Here is a 12,907-nt window from a genome sequence, read left to right on the forward strand (position 1 = left end):
GTGTTGTTTCGCGTGCAAATTTACACCGATTTATATCGAAATCAAAACCTAAAAATTAGGGTTTCGGGAATTAATCCGTAGGCTGGTCGAATGCCTGGTAGGCGCCTAAATCTGCCGCGGTAGGACGCAATACATCAAGGATATCATTCGGAGCTTCGTTCGTTGCGGCGGCATCACCCTGACCTACGGCCGCAGATTCCGTCGTGATGTTGAGTTTGTTGTTGTTCGCATCCCAGAAAAAAGGACGGTTCGTAAAATTATCCTCGGCAATCAGGCAATTCAAGAAAGCCGACGTATTCTGATATAACGGATCGTTAGCAATGGATGAACTGTACGGGTTTATCTTGAGCAGGCAATTCTGGAACGAATAATTGAAGACATCGGTAGGACTGTTTCTATACAGGATCACTTCGGTCGGATTGGATCCGTAGACGATGCAGTTGCGGAAAGTCGCTTCGTCGATAGGTTCTACTTCGGGAGTCTGGCCTTGCGCATAATTGCTTATCGTAAGCGCGGAATGGCTGGAACTGTTAAGGCTGTTGTTGAACGTAGAATGGACAAAATTGTATTTTCCGCCATAAGAACACAACAAACTGGTAGAACCGGACGTATTTATGACTACGTTCTTTCCTCGTATATGTGCCGTTTGTCCCCAGATTCCGGTTGAAGCACTGTTGTAAACCTGAACATTATTAAGATTTAGCGAATAAGGAACCGAGGTGTTGTAACCCGAAGCAAAAATCCCGATCGTCGCATTTTTAATCGTCAGGTTATTGAAATTTCCGCGACTACCGGCCATCATCCATATCGCCAGCCATTGGCCTGAAATATCGCTGTATTCGGGTTCCAGCCTGTCACCTTCAAAGATTACTTCGTTGACCGGATTGGCCGCATCCGGTGATGGTGTTCCGTTGATGTTTAGGTTAGAGCCGTTGTAAGCGACAAGGGCCGAAGAGTCATGGAAATGGACCCGCACACCTTCATCAATAGTAAGGGTACGTCCGGTTGGAATGGCTGCATATCCATAAATGACATAAGGTTTTTCATTGGTCCAGTGTAATTCGCTGTTGTCGAGCATAAAACCGTCCGCACGCACTTCCTGTCCGTTTTCATCTATACCTAACAAAATGGTTTCAACTGTCCCATCTGAATCGCGGTTCGGAAACAGAAAAACAGCATCCTGGATCAACGTAACAAGTTCGACGGTCTGGAAATTACCGGTTTCGCCAAACTGGATCTGGTCTGTATATAAGAAATTGTCGGGATTGGCCTGGGCTACATCGGCAGTGGTTTCAATAAAAATGAAAAGGCTGTCTTTGGCGAGCATCTCTACGTTGTGGAATTCGCGGTTGTTGTTTCCGGTCATGCCATCGACTGTGATCCTGTAACCGGACGACATGCCACGTCCGAGCTGAATGGTCGGTATTGAAATATTCCTGTCGGTCTTGTTGTAAACTTTAAGCGTATAGGTACTCGATCCGATGTTCGTAAAAACCGTATCCAGATAAACCGTGTCTTTTGAAAAACCAAGTTGACCGGTGGATGAACTGAATTCAAAATCACTTCGGCAAGAAGACAGGGAAATTAAAATAGCCGATACAAATAAGAGGATATACGTGCGCATGTACGTCGTTTAAAGTAGAAATGTGAACCAAATAAACGAATTTTTTTACAATTTATTCTGGGAACATCTTAGTAAATTTGCCTCAAACTACGATCTGATGGAGTTCGATAAAGAACGAATACTTGCCATGTGCGCCGCTTTCTGCAAAAACACCCTGATGGAAACCCTCGATATGGAATTCATCGATGCCGGTCCCGATTTCCTCAAAGCAAAAATGCCCGTTAATCCAAAAGTGCATCAGCCAATGGGCTTGCTTCATGGAGGCGCATCGGTTGCGCTGGCTGAAAGTGTCGGAAGTGCAGCTTCACTGATGTTCATCAACACAGATAAGCTTGAAGTCCGCGGCATAGAAATATCTGCCAATCACGTCAAAGCCAAACGCGATGGAATGGTTTACGGAACAGCGAGAATCATTCATCAGGGACGATCGATCCATTTGTGGGAAATCCGCATCACAGATGAAAACGACAGCCTGATATCTATTTGTAAACTGACCAATATGGTCATGCCGCGTCGCTGATGGAAGCTATTCAAAAGCGCATTGAAGCCGGTCTTGAGGCACATTCGGCTTTCGTTATTTACAGAAAGCCCGGAGAAAAAAAGGTGATTTCATTGTTTAGGAATGACAGGCCGATGGAATCCCAAGGTTCGGATTCGTTTGTATTTACACCTTTTGACGGGCAATCTTATGAGTTGGATTTGTCTGATTGTGATCGTTTCGAAACAAATCAATGGGATGCGAAATGGTCGGCTGAAACACCGGAATTGTCTTTTGATTTGGATCAGAAGCTACATTTTGAATCGATAGTCGCAAAAGCTGTGGATGCCATAAAAGAAGGCCGGTTCGATAAAGTCGTGCTTTCGAGAAAGGAAGTCGTAACGCTGGGTCAATCTGCATTTGAAATTTTTTCAAGGTTGCTTTCGGTGTATCCGAATGCTTTCGTCTCCTTATGGAATCATCCTGAAACCGGATGCTGGATTGGCGCTACACCCGAACGTCTGCTCAAAGGACAAAACAAGGAGTTCCAGACGATGGCGCTTGCCGGAACACAACAATTCCAGGGCGATGAAAGTGTGGAATGGCCTAAAAAAGAGCGTGAAGAACAGCGATTGGTGACCGATTATATTTGGAATACGCTTGAACCGCTGACCCAAACGCTGGTATTATCGGAACCACATACGCATCGGGCAGGAAACCTGTTGCATATCAAGACCGATATTTCGGGTCAGATGCGTGACGCAACCACACTTGGCGATTTGGCCAAAGCGTTGCATCCGACGCCTGCTGTTTGCGGCCTGCCAAAGGAAAATGCCATCCTATTCATCAAAGAAAATGAAGGTTACGACCGGGAATTTTATTCAGGATTCCTTGGGGAAAGAGGTGAAAACCATTGCGATTTGTTCGTCAACCTGAGGTGCATGAAGATTTCAAACGGTCAGGCCGAACTTTTCATGGGCTGTGGAATCACGGCAGAAAGCAATCCGGAAAAGGAATTCTTTGAAACAGTCAATAAGTCACTAACGATGAAAAGGGTGTTGAAAATTAACAGTTAGAGTTTCAAATCAACGCATCAACAAACAAATCAATACAATGAACAATATAAAACTAGATATGCTCGCTTTCGGGTCGCATCCCGACGATGTGGAACTCGGTTGTGGCGGAACGATTGCCAAAGAAGTCGCCGCCGGTAAAAAAGTAGGTATCATAGATTTGACACGAGGCGAACTCGGAACGCGCGGCACAGCTGAAATACGTGATAAGGAAGCGGCTGCGGCTGCTGAAATCCTGGGTGTATCTGTTCGTGAAAACCTGAGAATGCGCGATGGTTTTTTTGTCAATGATGAGGAGCATCAGTTGAAAGTCATCCAGGCGATACGCAAATACCGGCCGGAAATAGTGTTGTGCAATGCCATTGATGACCGTCATATCGATCACGGAAAAGGAAGCAAACTGGTTTCTGATTCTTGCTTTTTATCCGGTCTTCGTCGTATCGAAACCTTTTTGGATGGAAAATTACAGCAAGCCTGGCGACCAAAAGCGGTCTACCATTACATTCAATGGCAACCTATCGAGCCGGATGTGGTTGTGGATATTACGGGCTTCAATGCCAAGCGGGTAGAAGCGATTCTGGCATACGGTTCACAGTTTTACGACCCTGACAGCAACGATCCGGAAACTCCAATCTCAACCAAAAATTTCCGCGAAAGCCTTGATTACAGAGCACAGGATTTGGGCCGGCTGATTGGTGTCGATTTAGGCGAAGGCTTTACGGTAGAGCGTTACCCGGGCGTACAAAGCCTGTTCGACCTGATATAAATTTTTAGTTTTTTGTTTGGAATAAAGGCTTAGAAAGTTATCTTTGCACTCGCAAAACAAATGGTGATTGTAGCTCAGTTGGTTAGAGCGTTGGATTGTGGTTCCAAAGGTCGGGGGTTCGAGACCCCTCATTCACCCTCAATAAATGCAAAGCCCGTAGGATTTTCCTGCGGGCTTTTTTATTTTACGTTTTATTGCAAAGACGGTATTTGAATTACTCCTTTATAAACCTCGCAGTCTTGTCGCCAAGCTTCAAAAGATAAAGTCCAGAAGGTAATGAGCTGACATTTATAGTTTCTGCAGATGTCTTATCGTGAAGTACTAGTTTGCCCGTAAGGTCATAGATGTAAATAGTTGCATTTGATTTGAATTGCCCTGAATACAACCTCAATTCAGTTTTAACCGGATTCGGGTAGATTTTCAACTTGCTGTCGGTTTGTACGAATTCGGTCGTTCCCAACGTAGAAAACTGGAACGTCGCGCTTACAGGCAAATGATCGGAAGTCGTGTTGTAATAATTGCTTATGCTATTGGCCACATTGATTTCCTGGGCTGCGTTCTGCGTCACATAATTGGCAAAAAGTTCATTGGAAATAATAAAATTTTCAATCACGGGATTACCGGAATTCACGTTAATTAAATCTTTGGTAATGCCTTTATAATCGGCTTCATCATCAATAAAATTTTTATAAGGAGAATCGGTGCAAGAACACGCGTTGCTTGATGTGCCAATAAGATAATCATTGAAATCGCCAATGAGAATCAGGTTTTTTGAATTGTAGTTCGATCCGTCGAGAATGGTCTTCAATGCTTGTGACGCACCTAATCGTCGCGTATAACTCATGGCTTCACCATCTTCTGCCTTTGCATGTATGTTGATGATAGTTACGGGAATATTGGAAGTGCCATTGATCAGATTCAAATTATATACTGCCGGAAACCGACCGTTTGTCCAGTTATAGGAATACGAATTGCCTTGGGCCGAATTTCCGCTGCTTAATTGAGAGGAACTGACGAATTGTACTTTCGAGGTTTTGTAGATAATAGCTTGTCTCTGGTCACAATTTTCAGTATTTACCGGAACAATATTCCCGGCCCATCCGTCGCCCAAAAGTGAAACCAATGTATTTATAGTCGATTGGCTACCGGTGATTTCCTGTAGGCAATAGACATCTGAATTCATGGAAATCATGGCAGAGGCGACATTTTCCATCTGCTGCCCCTCATCGTCAGGCCCGAACTGCGTACAACCCAGCCATTCTGTATTCCAATTTGTGACCTTGAAAGAGTTGATTCCCTGTAAATCGCCAGTGACTTTTACGTTTTTTATCTCCCACGTAGCACTTTGGGTATTGCTGCTGATGTATCGGAACGCAATCCTGGTTGCTGCCGATTTCGCTGCTTCCGGAATAGTAAGTTCGCCCGATGAGATATACTGCCACGCACTCGGGACGCTTTGGTTCATTCCGGTCACTTCAACCCATGTTGTACTGGCCGGATCGCCGGTATAAGCTGCAGTAGCGAAAACCTTATACCAGCCTTGGCTTACCCCGACGTTAAGGACTGATGCACTTCCGCGGGTATGGCTGAACGTAAGCAAAACATTATCAGCCTGGGACAAATCGATCGACTCACTTACAAGCCAATCTTCATTTGAAAAACTCTGTCCGCCGGCGTATCCGTTGCACACAGCCCCGTATTGGGAACTGAAATACCAACCTTGCGTTCCTGTCACGCTTACGGGTGAAAACGTATTGAAACTGCCTTCGGTAAGCAATGACTGGTCAAGGATTGTGGTCTGGGCGATTGAAATCTGGAAACACAATCCAAAAAGAATGGTGAAAATAAGAAAGGTAATTTTACGCATCTGTCGCTTTGAAATTTTGCGCAAACATACAAATTCCCTTGTTTACTGCGATTTACCAAAACATTACCAATTGGATGTTGGAATTTTGATTTACACTTTAACCCGTAGTCGTTCCAACATTTCAAGATTGTTTGTAGGAATAATTTGAACCATCTACCTTCGTTTGAAACTAACTCATAACCGACATGAAAAAACTACTCTCACTTGCCGCTTTTGGATGCTTTCTGGCGACATCGGCACAAACTACGACCACGACTTCCACAACGACTACGTCAGATGGAAAAACCACGACATCAACCACGACGAGCCAATATGATAAAAACGTGACCGTTTCGGCTTACGGATCATTCATAGAACTGAACCAGGTTGGCCTGAGCGTCGAATTTCTTGGGAACAAGGAGACGAAATCCATGAACGACAAAAGCTTCAGCTACTATTCATCCAAAATTGTCAATGTGGCTTACGGAATGATGAAGTACGATTTCAACGCCCTCGGGATAGATGATATCGACGGAAACGGCTTTGTCATAGAAATTGGCCAGCGCACTTACTTTTCGTCAAAAAATTCAGGTGTTTATATGGCGAATTACCTGTCTTACGGAAACATCAAATACGATGAGGATTTTGGTCTTTTTCCGAATTTTAAAGGGACATATTCCTACTTCTCCTTTTTCAGTCCCGAAGTCGGGTTCAAGATTAAGGCCGGACCAATCGCCATCGATCCGTTTGCCGGTGTGATGTGGAAACTTGAGGTCAAAGGAAAAGGTGATGTCGATAATAAGAATGTCGACGAATGGACGCCGCGCGTGGGACTTAAAATCGGGTATCAGTTCTGATCTGAATCATAAATTACAGCAAAGGCCTCGTTTCAAACGGGGCTTTTTTTATTTTTGCCGAAACACTTCGCAATGATACGGAACCTGCTTGCCTTTTTTATCCTTACCACATCGTTGGTTTTCGCCCAGCCCAAGGAAAGCCGCATGGATCGTACCATAAAGACCAAGGTGATGATGATGCAGAATTTTGTGCATATGGGAGATAAGGGCGAAGAATCGTTCTGGCAGACCAAAGGCCGTGTCACGTTCGCCATCGTAAATTACACCGAAGAACAGAATGTGACTTTCAAGGATCTTTTCATTGCCCAATACCGCGAATTACTGCCTATATACAACAAGATGATCAAAAGTTATGACGATAACGATACCAAGCTTTTTGTCAAGACGCTGATTCGTCAGGAAGACGATTACCGAAAACTGTTGACGCCGGAACAACTAAAAAAATACTCCGACGCACTTGCCAAATACGAGCAGACAGACCAGAAGCAGGCCGATGCGTACAACTCCCTTTTCTTTTCAGATTCCTTGCTGGCCGAATATAAGAAGCGCACGTAAACGTACAATTTTCCCAGAATGCTATAAGGCAAGCGGTTTTGTTTGGTGTAACTTGAATCAAAACAAAAAGCCATGTCTACATTCAATTTTTTACACGAAATATCCATTGCCGGAATCAGGGACTATCTTATCACACATCGCGTGGATCAGGGCGATACCATAGTTTTGAATGCTTCAGATTATATGCACGTGTTGCAGGAAGCCAAAAATGCATCGGATGAAGTTCCGGATCTACCGCTCAAACTTTTTGGAGTTTTGATCATTTCAGACAATACCGATTCTGTCCCTACCGGAAAAGTCCAGATTGTCAAGAACGAAACCATCTGACACAAAATAGTTCAAACAAAAAATCCGCTTTACAATTGCTGCACAGCGGATTTTTTATTTTAAAATGGAACTATTTTCCGTCCTTATCGACGCGGATTCTCTGTTCCCGATTCGCGAGTTCCCATAGTGTCACAAACGCCAATTGGGCACGTTTCTTCAGCGCATCGAATTCAATCTTTTCGACTTCATCGCCCGGTTTATGGTAATCGGCATGGACACCGCTGAAAAAGAACACCGACGGGATTCCGTTTTTGGCAAAGTTGTAATGATCGGACCTGAAATAGAATCGGTTCGGATCAGATCGTTCGTTGAATTTGAAGTCAAGATCCAGTTTCACCCAGGCTTCATTCTGTGACCGCACAATCTGGTCGAGTTCGCTTGAAAGCCTGTCGGCACCAATCACGTAAATGTAATTATTGGTATTGGCATGTTCGTCATCGCGTCTTCCGATCATATCGATATTGACATCAGCAACCGTATTCGCAATGGGGAATAACGGATTCTCCGAATAAAACCGCGAGCCGTGCAAACCGTGTTCTTCACCTGTTATATGAAGGAACAAGATGGAGCGTTTTGGCCCGTGTCCGTCTTTTTTAGCTTTCTGGAACGCCTGTGCGATAGACAAAAGCGCCACGGTTCCCGATCCGTCATCATCGGCACCGTTATAGATTTCGCCGTTCTGGACGCCTACGTGATCGTAATGGGCCGAAACCACGACTATTTCATCCGGTTTTTCAGAACCTTCTATAAAAGCCCAGATGTTTTCGGAATCATTCAATCCTTCATTCCGTTTGGCATTGAGGAAAGTCGCGGGAATATGCTGATAATAATCGGTAGCGCCTTTGGGAAACGGAATTCCGGCAGCCTGGTATTGCGAAATAAGATATTTTCCCGCTTTTTTCTGGCCTTCGGAACCGGTTTCACGTCCCTGCATTTCATCTGAAGCGACCACGGTAAGATCGGCGCGCAGCTTATCTTCTGAAATCAGGTTCATATATTTTGGCTCCAATATAGCCGAACTGTCATTTTTGGTGGTTTTGCAACCCGCTAAAGCAAGGAACAAAACAGGAATCAGAATTTTTTTCATTTAATGTAGATAGAGTAATGTGTAACCGGAATAAAGAATCATGATGATCATAATGAGAAACGTATTTATGAATAACAATCCTATGCTTTTGATGAACGATATCAATCTGGAATCCCCATAAAACCAGTGATGTGCCGGGAAAAAATAGTACAGGAACCAAATGGATATGGCAAACGAAATAAGACCGTCAAGCCATTCACCCACGATTCCCATATAAGAAAACAGGCAGCTCAATAAAAAATTGATCAGTATAATGAGCAGCAGGAACGAAAAATAATGCAGGGTGAAAATTCCGTGTTCAAAATAATACCAGCGCTTTTTATCGTTGAAAAGCCATAGGAAAAAGGCGAATATGGGCATGTAGATGAACAAAACCTTGGGGAAATTATGCATGAAAGATTCCTTGAATTTTTCCCACATTTCTTCCTTGGTGTTGTGCGAGGTTACGTTTATGTATCGTTTGTAAATCCAATATTCCCAAGGTGCATATCTGTCTTTAGGTTTTGCATATTTCTGTACGGAATCCAATTGCTCGACTGATTTGTATTTAGCCTGAAGGAAATTCGCAGAACTTGTGATATGCCTTCCATTCTTCATGTTCGCAATGATGGAATCGGCCTGGGTTTTTGTCATATAGCCCTGTTCGACCATTTTGTCGATGTTCGCCTTTTGTGAAAGCGCTAAAGAGTCAATAACAAGATTTGCTTCTTGTTGTTCTTTTTGCTTTTTATCAGCGCCAATCTCTACAATATCCTCACTCGATACATCGTCTGATTCATGGCTCGGGACAACTGCAAAAAGGAAGAAGGTAATGAATGAAATAAAGATGTAAAGCCGTATCGGAGCCAGATAGGACAGGCGTTTTCCCGACAAATATTCTTTTGTGAGCCGTCCCGGTCTTGTAAGCAAATGCCGGATTGTCCTCCAGAATGCATTTTCGTAATGCGTCAGGTCTTCAAAAAAATGGAAGAACAAATGATGGAACGTCTTCCTGGTATCGGTGTTTTCCTGTCCGCAATGAGTGCAGTATCTTTCCTCAACCACATGGCTGCAATTGAGGCATGTTTTGTCGTTGCGGATAGGCTCGTGTTTGGACATTTATTGTCAGTAAATTGATGGGTTATTTTTTTGCAAAAAGTTCCTCAAGGAAATCAAGGATTGCTTTTTTGGATCGTTTATCGGCCGATTCATTATATGCCGCACCTTTGGAATTATCGTTTCCGGCAGCTTTGTCCGAAAAAGCATGTACGGCATTTCCGTAAGAAACCAATTGCCAATCGGCTTTGGAGTTGCGCATTTCCTGTTCAAAAGCAGCTACTTCCTGAGGTGTTACATACGGGTCATCGGCACCGTGCAGCGCCAGTACTTTTGCCTTGATTTTTGAATCTTTGCGCGAGGCATCCTTACCCAATGATCCATGCACCGAGATTACGCCCCAGACGCCCATTCCGCTTCTCGCCATTTCAAGTACGCCCGCACCACCAAAGCAATATCCGATGGCCGCAAGACGCGAATAATCGGCTCCTTGTCCCGGCAATTGCTCCAGGGCCAATTTGATACGGCGCTGGTATAGTTCAGGGTTGGATTTGTATTTCGTGGCTTCGGCTCCGGCTTCCTGTGTGTTTGTCGGATAATGTCCAAGCCCGTATATATCGGCGATAAAGACATAATAACCCGCGGCAGCAAGTTCCGTGGCAACATCTTTTTCGTGTTGTGTGATTCCCATCCAGGCCGGTAAGATCAATATTCCGGGTTTTCCGGGCAACGGTTTTTCCGGTGCGATTCCCATGCCGTTGAGCTGTTGGGATTTGTCGTTATAAGAAATGGTGCGTAGTTGTGCATTGATTTGGATCGAAGCGGTAATAGCAACAAAGAGCAGTAGTTTTTTCATTTGGCAGCTGTTGACGTTTTAGAAGTATCGCGGGCCACTTTTTCCTTGACGTTGCGTTTGGCCTCTTCCATTTTTTGTTTTTTTTCGGCCCGGCCTTTCTGGACTTCCTGTTGTGCCTCTTGTTTTTTGGCTCTGGCTTCCTTGGTATTGTCTGCCGATTTTTTCGTCTCAGGTTTCTGTTGGGCCGTCGCATTGAGTCCGAACCACAGCAACGCAAATAGTGTAAGTTGTTTCATATCGATCGGGATTAAGCCCTAAATGTAGAAATTTTGGCTGTATCACGAAAAAATGAAGTTGTATAATAACATTGGAAATAAAAAAGCCGACCCATGAGGAATCGGCGATTTGCATTGAGTTAGTTGATTTTGGATTATTTGTGCCGGCCCGTGCGACTGTTCTCGGCATCCCAGTCTTCTGAGCTGTCTTTTTGGTCGCGGTCGTCGGAATCGTTGATTTCTTTTCGCAGAGGTGCGATTCTACCAGATTGAACTTCTTCCTTGCTGTCAACACGATGATTTTTATCTTCCATAACAATTTATTTTTTATCTGACGATTTCTTTTGGTGGAATTTCCGATACATCACGTTCGCGTTCGTGTTCTTCGACGTAAACCGCAAACTCCGATGGCTTGATATGGGCTCCGGTGAATTCAGTGAATGCGCGTGTGAATTCAGCTCCAAAATATAGTATTGCGGCTGTGTAATAGACCCAAACCAGAATCACGATCAGCGAACCCGCAGCTCCATAAGCAGAACCGGCGCCCGAAGTCTGGATGTAAATTGAAATAAGGTATCTGCCCAACATAAACAACAAAGCCGTAAAAAAGGCTCCGAGGCGTACGTGTTTCCATCGGATTTCCGCATCGGGCAACACTTTGAAAATCACCGAAAACAGCAACCAGATGACACCGAATCCGATGGCAATGTTGATGATTTCAAACAATATCATCGTCACTTCGGGAAAATAAGACTGGAGCCATCCGTTCAAAGCGACAAGAGCTCCGTTTACGAGCAAGGTGACAACCATGAGGAAACCCAATCCGATGATGAGCGATGAAGAAAGCAATCTGTCTTTAAGTATTTTGACCCAGCCGCGTTTTGGTTTGGCCTTGACACGCCAGATGATGTTGATCGAATCCTGTATGTCGCCAAATACCGATGTCGCACCCACGATTAACGTAATGACACCAATTACCAAAGCCGTAGTGGTCTTTCCGGAAAGTTCCATATTTTTGATGACTTCCTGCAATTGTGCTGCGGCCTGATTGCCCAACAATCCGTTTAGTTCATGAAAAACGTGTCCACGGATGGCATCTTCACCTAAAAAAAATCCGGCTAATGAAATGACCAACAAAATCAGCGGCGCCATTGAAAAAACCGTATAATAGGATAACGAAGCACTGAGTTTGAGCGCGCGGTCGTTCACAAAACCCTGAAACGTGCGTTTGAAGATGCTGCCTACATCTTTCCACTGTATATGTCGTAACGATTTGAACATGAATGCAGTTTACACAAAAAGCACCGAAAGAAGGCAATCGGTGCTTTATAAATTATTGGGAAATTTTAATTTGACAATTCCGGTTTTGAATTCTCTATCTGGCTCAAGAAATTCTGGACGTCATTGGTGATTCCTTTTTCGATGAGCGGATTCAACCAATTCGCGGCCGTTTCACCGGCAATTCCCATAGGCGCTTTGTAGGAAAGATTTACACGGACTTCTGTATTTTCAGCATCAATTTCCGTGAAGGTTACTTTTCCGGTATTATAGACCGATGCGCCCGGAAGCGATTGCCAACTCAGTACTTTTCCGGGTTCATCCATCAAAATATGGGCTTTCCATGTTATTTTTCCTATTCCTGCGGGGCCGTTTGCCGTCCATTCCGATTCGATTCTGTTGATTTCACGAACCTCACTCAAATGCTTGATAAATTCCGGAAGATTCTTTAAGTCGCGCCAATTTCGATAGACTTCCATAGCCGGTTTATGGACAGTGAAATTGGAATCGATGTTGATGTTTTTACCTGAGAGTTTTGGGTTGTTGTCCATCGCATCGTACATAGGACAATAACCTCCGGCACCACGAACCAGCATAGCACCACCGGCAATTGCTTTTGGAATGCTTTTTTTCTTCGATGACAAGGCCTTATACAGCAAATAACCGCCGGCAGCGATCATGGCAACTCTTTCGACAGTGGAAATATTGACTTTTAAATTGAATGGTTTTTGGGCAGGTTCAGATTCCGGTTTTACTGTCGATGCATATCTGTTCGGGTCTGTGCCTGATGGATCTATTCTGGAAAAGTTCCGCGTATCATTGGTTTTAGTCGCTTTCATCTTGGATAGAATTTAATGTGCTTTACCAAAGTTAGTCGCGTCATAAACATTCGGGTTTACAGGATGTGCAG

Annotated in this window: 15 protein-coding genes and 1 tRNA gene; 7 read left to right on the forward strand and 9 right to left on the reverse strand. The window is 44.2% G+C overall.

Translation table 11 applies throughout. The features are described 5' to 3' along the window. Nucleotides 1-70: 70 nt before the first annotated feature. Nucleotides 71-1,624, reverse strand: coding sequence for a hypothetical protein (locus tag G6047_RS04840; RefSeq protein WP_169526354.1), 1,554 nt, complete (start codon nt 1,622-1,624; stop codon nt 71-73). Nucleotides 1,625-1,721: 97 nt separating this feature from the next. On the opposite strand from G6047_RS04840, the gene G6047_RS04845 reads away from it, so the two are divergent. From G6047_RS04845 to G6047_RS04860, 4 genes are all read left to right on the forward strand, one after another. Beyond that, nucleotides 1,722-2,144 carry a PaaI family thioesterase gene (locus G6047_RS04845; RefSeq protein WP_169526355.1) on the forward strand — a complete coding sequence of 141 codons (423 nt, stop codon included), beginning with the start codon at nt 1,722-1,724 and terminating at the stop codon, nt 2,142-2,144. Then, nucleotides 2,144-3,178 (forward strand): chorismate-binding protein, encoded by a 1,035-nt coding sequence (locus G6047_RS04850; protein ID WP_169526356.1) that lies wholly within the window; start codon nt 2,144-2,146, stop codon nt 3,176-3,178. Before G6047_RS04845 ends, G6047_RS04850 begins: the two co-directional genes overlap by 1 nt. A gap of 46 nt (nt 3,179-3,224) precedes the next feature. After that, on the forward strand, nt 3,225-3,941 hold the full coding sequence (bshB1, locus tag G6047_RS04855; RefSeq protein ID WP_169526441.1) for a bacillithiol biosynthesis deacetylase BshB1: 717 nt from the start codon (nt 3,225-3,227) through the stop codon (nt 3,939-3,941). 62 nt (nt 3,942-4,003) lie between these two features. After that, nucleotides 4,004-4,079: transfer RNA gene (locus G6047_RS04860), tRNA-His, on the forward strand. A gap of 76 nt (nt 4,080-4,155) precedes the next feature. Here the strand turns inward: G6047_RS04860 and G6047_RS04865 are convergent. Beyond that, nucleotides 4,156-5,808: a T9SS-dependent choice-of-anchor J family protein gene (locus tag G6047_RS04865; protein ID WP_169526357.1), complete on the reverse strand. Its 1,653-nt coding sequence runs from the start codon at nt 5,806-5,808 to the stop codon at nt 4,156-4,158. A 185-nt stretch (nt 5,809-5,993) separates the two neighbouring features. Between G6047_RS04865 and G6047_RS04870 the strand changes: the two genes are divergently transcribed. From G6047_RS04870 to G6047_RS04880, 3 genes are all read left to right on the forward strand, one after another. After that, a complete protein-coding gene (locus tag G6047_RS04870; RefSeq protein ID WP_169526358.1) occupies nt 5,994-6,644 on the forward strand; it encodes a hypothetical protein in 651 nt (216 codons plus the stop codon). A gap of 72 nt (nt 6,645-6,716) precedes the next feature. Continuing rightward, entirely contained in the window at nt 6,717-7,199 is a 483-nt protein-coding gene (locus G6047_RS04875) for a hypothetical protein (RefSeq protein WP_169526359.1), read from the forward strand. A gap of 72 nt (nt 7,200-7,271) precedes the next feature. Next, a complete protein-coding gene (locus G6047_RS04880; protein WP_169526360.1) occupies nt 7,272-7,526 on the forward strand; it encodes a hypothetical protein in 255 nt (84 codons plus the stop codon). Nucleotides 7,527-7,596: 70 nt separating this feature from the next. Here G6047_RS04880 and G6047_RS04885 read toward each other — a convergent pair whose 3' ends face one another. The 7 genes from G6047_RS04885 to G6047_RS04915 form a co-directional block, all read right to left on the reverse strand. Beyond that, a complete protein-coding gene (locus G6047_RS04885) occupies nt 7,597-8,613 on the reverse strand; it encodes a M28 family metallopeptidase (protein WP_169526361.1) in 1,017 nt (338 codons plus the stop codon). Then, nucleotides 8,614-9,711: a DUF3667 domain-containing protein gene (locus G6047_RS04890; RefSeq protein WP_169526362.1), complete on the reverse strand. Its 1,098-nt coding sequence runs from the start codon at nt 9,709-9,711 to the stop codon at nt 8,614-8,616. 22 nt (nt 9,712-9,733) lie between these two features. Further along, a complete protein-coding gene (locus tag G6047_RS04895; RefSeq protein ID WP_169526363.1) occupies nt 9,734-10,504 on the reverse strand; it encodes a dienelactone hydrolase family protein in 771 nt (256 codons plus the stop codon). Further along, nucleotides 10,501-10,740 carry a hypothetical protein gene (locus G6047_RS04900; protein WP_169526364.1) on the reverse strand — a complete coding sequence of 80 codons (240 nt, stop codon included), beginning with the start codon at nt 10,738-10,740 and terminating at the stop codon, nt 10,501-10,503. The genes G6047_RS04895 and G6047_RS04900 overlap by 4 nt, the downstream gene beginning before the upstream one ends. A 134-nt stretch (nt 10,741-10,874) precedes the next feature. Continuing rightward, entirely contained in the window at nt 10,875-11,033 is a 159-nt protein-coding gene (locus tag G6047_RS04905) for a hypothetical protein (RefSeq protein ID WP_169526365.1), read from the reverse strand. Between the two features lie 13 nt (nt 11,034-11,046). Next, nucleotides 11,047-12,000 carry a YihY/virulence factor BrkB family protein gene (locus G6047_RS04910; RefSeq protein WP_169526366.1) on the reverse strand — a complete coding sequence of 318 codons (954 nt, stop codon included), beginning with the start codon at nt 11,998-12,000 and terminating at the stop codon, nt 11,047-11,049. Nucleotides 12,001-12,065: 65 nt separating this feature from the next. Continuing rightward, on the reverse strand, nt 12,066-12,836 hold the full coding sequence (locus G6047_RS04915) for an SRPBCC family protein (protein ID WP_169526367.1): 771 nt from the start codon (nt 12,834-12,836) through the stop codon (nt 12,066-12,068). Between the last annotated feature and the right edge of the window lie 71 nt (nt 12,837-12,907).

Source organism: Flavobacterium silvaticum, from assembly GCF_012911565.1.
GTDB lineage: Bacteria > Bacteroidota > Bacteroidia > Flavobacteriales > Flavobacteriaceae > Flavobacterium > Flavobacterium silvaticum.

Coding starts and splice junctions, on each gene's coding strand:
- G6047_RS04895 (WP_169526363.1), bottom strand. CDS start 10,504: ATGAAAAAACTACTGCTCTTTGTTGCTATTACCGCTTCGATCCAAATC.
- G6047_RS04890 (WP_169526362.1), bottom strand. CDS start 9,711: ATGTCCAAACACGAGCCTATCCGCAACGACAAAACATGCCTCAATTGC.
- G6047_RS04900 (WP_169526364.1), bottom strand. CDS start 10,740: ATGAAACAACTTACACTATTTGCGTTGCTGTGGTTCGGACTCAATGCG.
- G6047_RS04865 (WP_169526357.1), bottom strand. CDS start 5,808: ATGCGTAAAATTACCTTTCTTATTTTCACCATTCTTTTTGGATTGTGT.
- G6047_RS04885 (WP_169526361.1), bottom strand. CDS start 8,613: ATGAAAAAAATTCTGATTCCTGTTTTGTTCCTTGCTTTAGCGGGTTGC.
- G6047_RS04870 (WP_169526358.1), top strand. CDS start 5,994: ATGAAAAAACTACTCTCACTTGCCGCTTTTGGATGCTTTCTGGCGACA.
- G6047_RS04910 (WP_169526366.1), bottom strand. CDS start 12,000: ATGTTCAAATCGTTACGACATATACAGTGGAAAGATGTAGGCAGCATC.
- G6047_RS04915 (WP_169526367.1), bottom strand. CDS start 12,836: ATGAAAGCGACTAAAACCAATGATACGCGGAACTTTTCCAGAATAGAT.
- G6047_RS04875 (WP_169526359.1), top strand. CDS start 6,717: ATGATACGGAACCTGCTTGCCTTTTTTATCCTTACCACATCGTTGGTT.
- G6047_RS04850 (WP_169526356.1), top strand. CDS start 2,144: ATGGAAGCTATTCAAAAGCGCATTGAAGCCGGTCTTGAGGCACATTCG.
- G6047_RS04845 (WP_169526355.1), top strand. CDS start 1,722: ATGGAGTTCGATAAAGAACGAATACTTGCCATGTGCGCCGCTTTCTGC.
- G6047_RS04840 (WP_169526354.1), bottom strand. CDS start 1,624: ATGCGCACGTATATCCTCTTATTTGTATCGGCTATTTTAATTTCCCTG.
- G6047_RS04905 (WP_169526365.1), bottom strand. CDS start 11,033: ATGGAAGATAAAAATCATCGTGTTGACAGCAAGGAAGAAGTTCAATCT.
- G6047_RS04880 (WP_169526360.1), top strand. CDS start 7,272: ATGTCTACATTCAATTTTTTACACGAAATATCCATTGCCGGAATCAGG.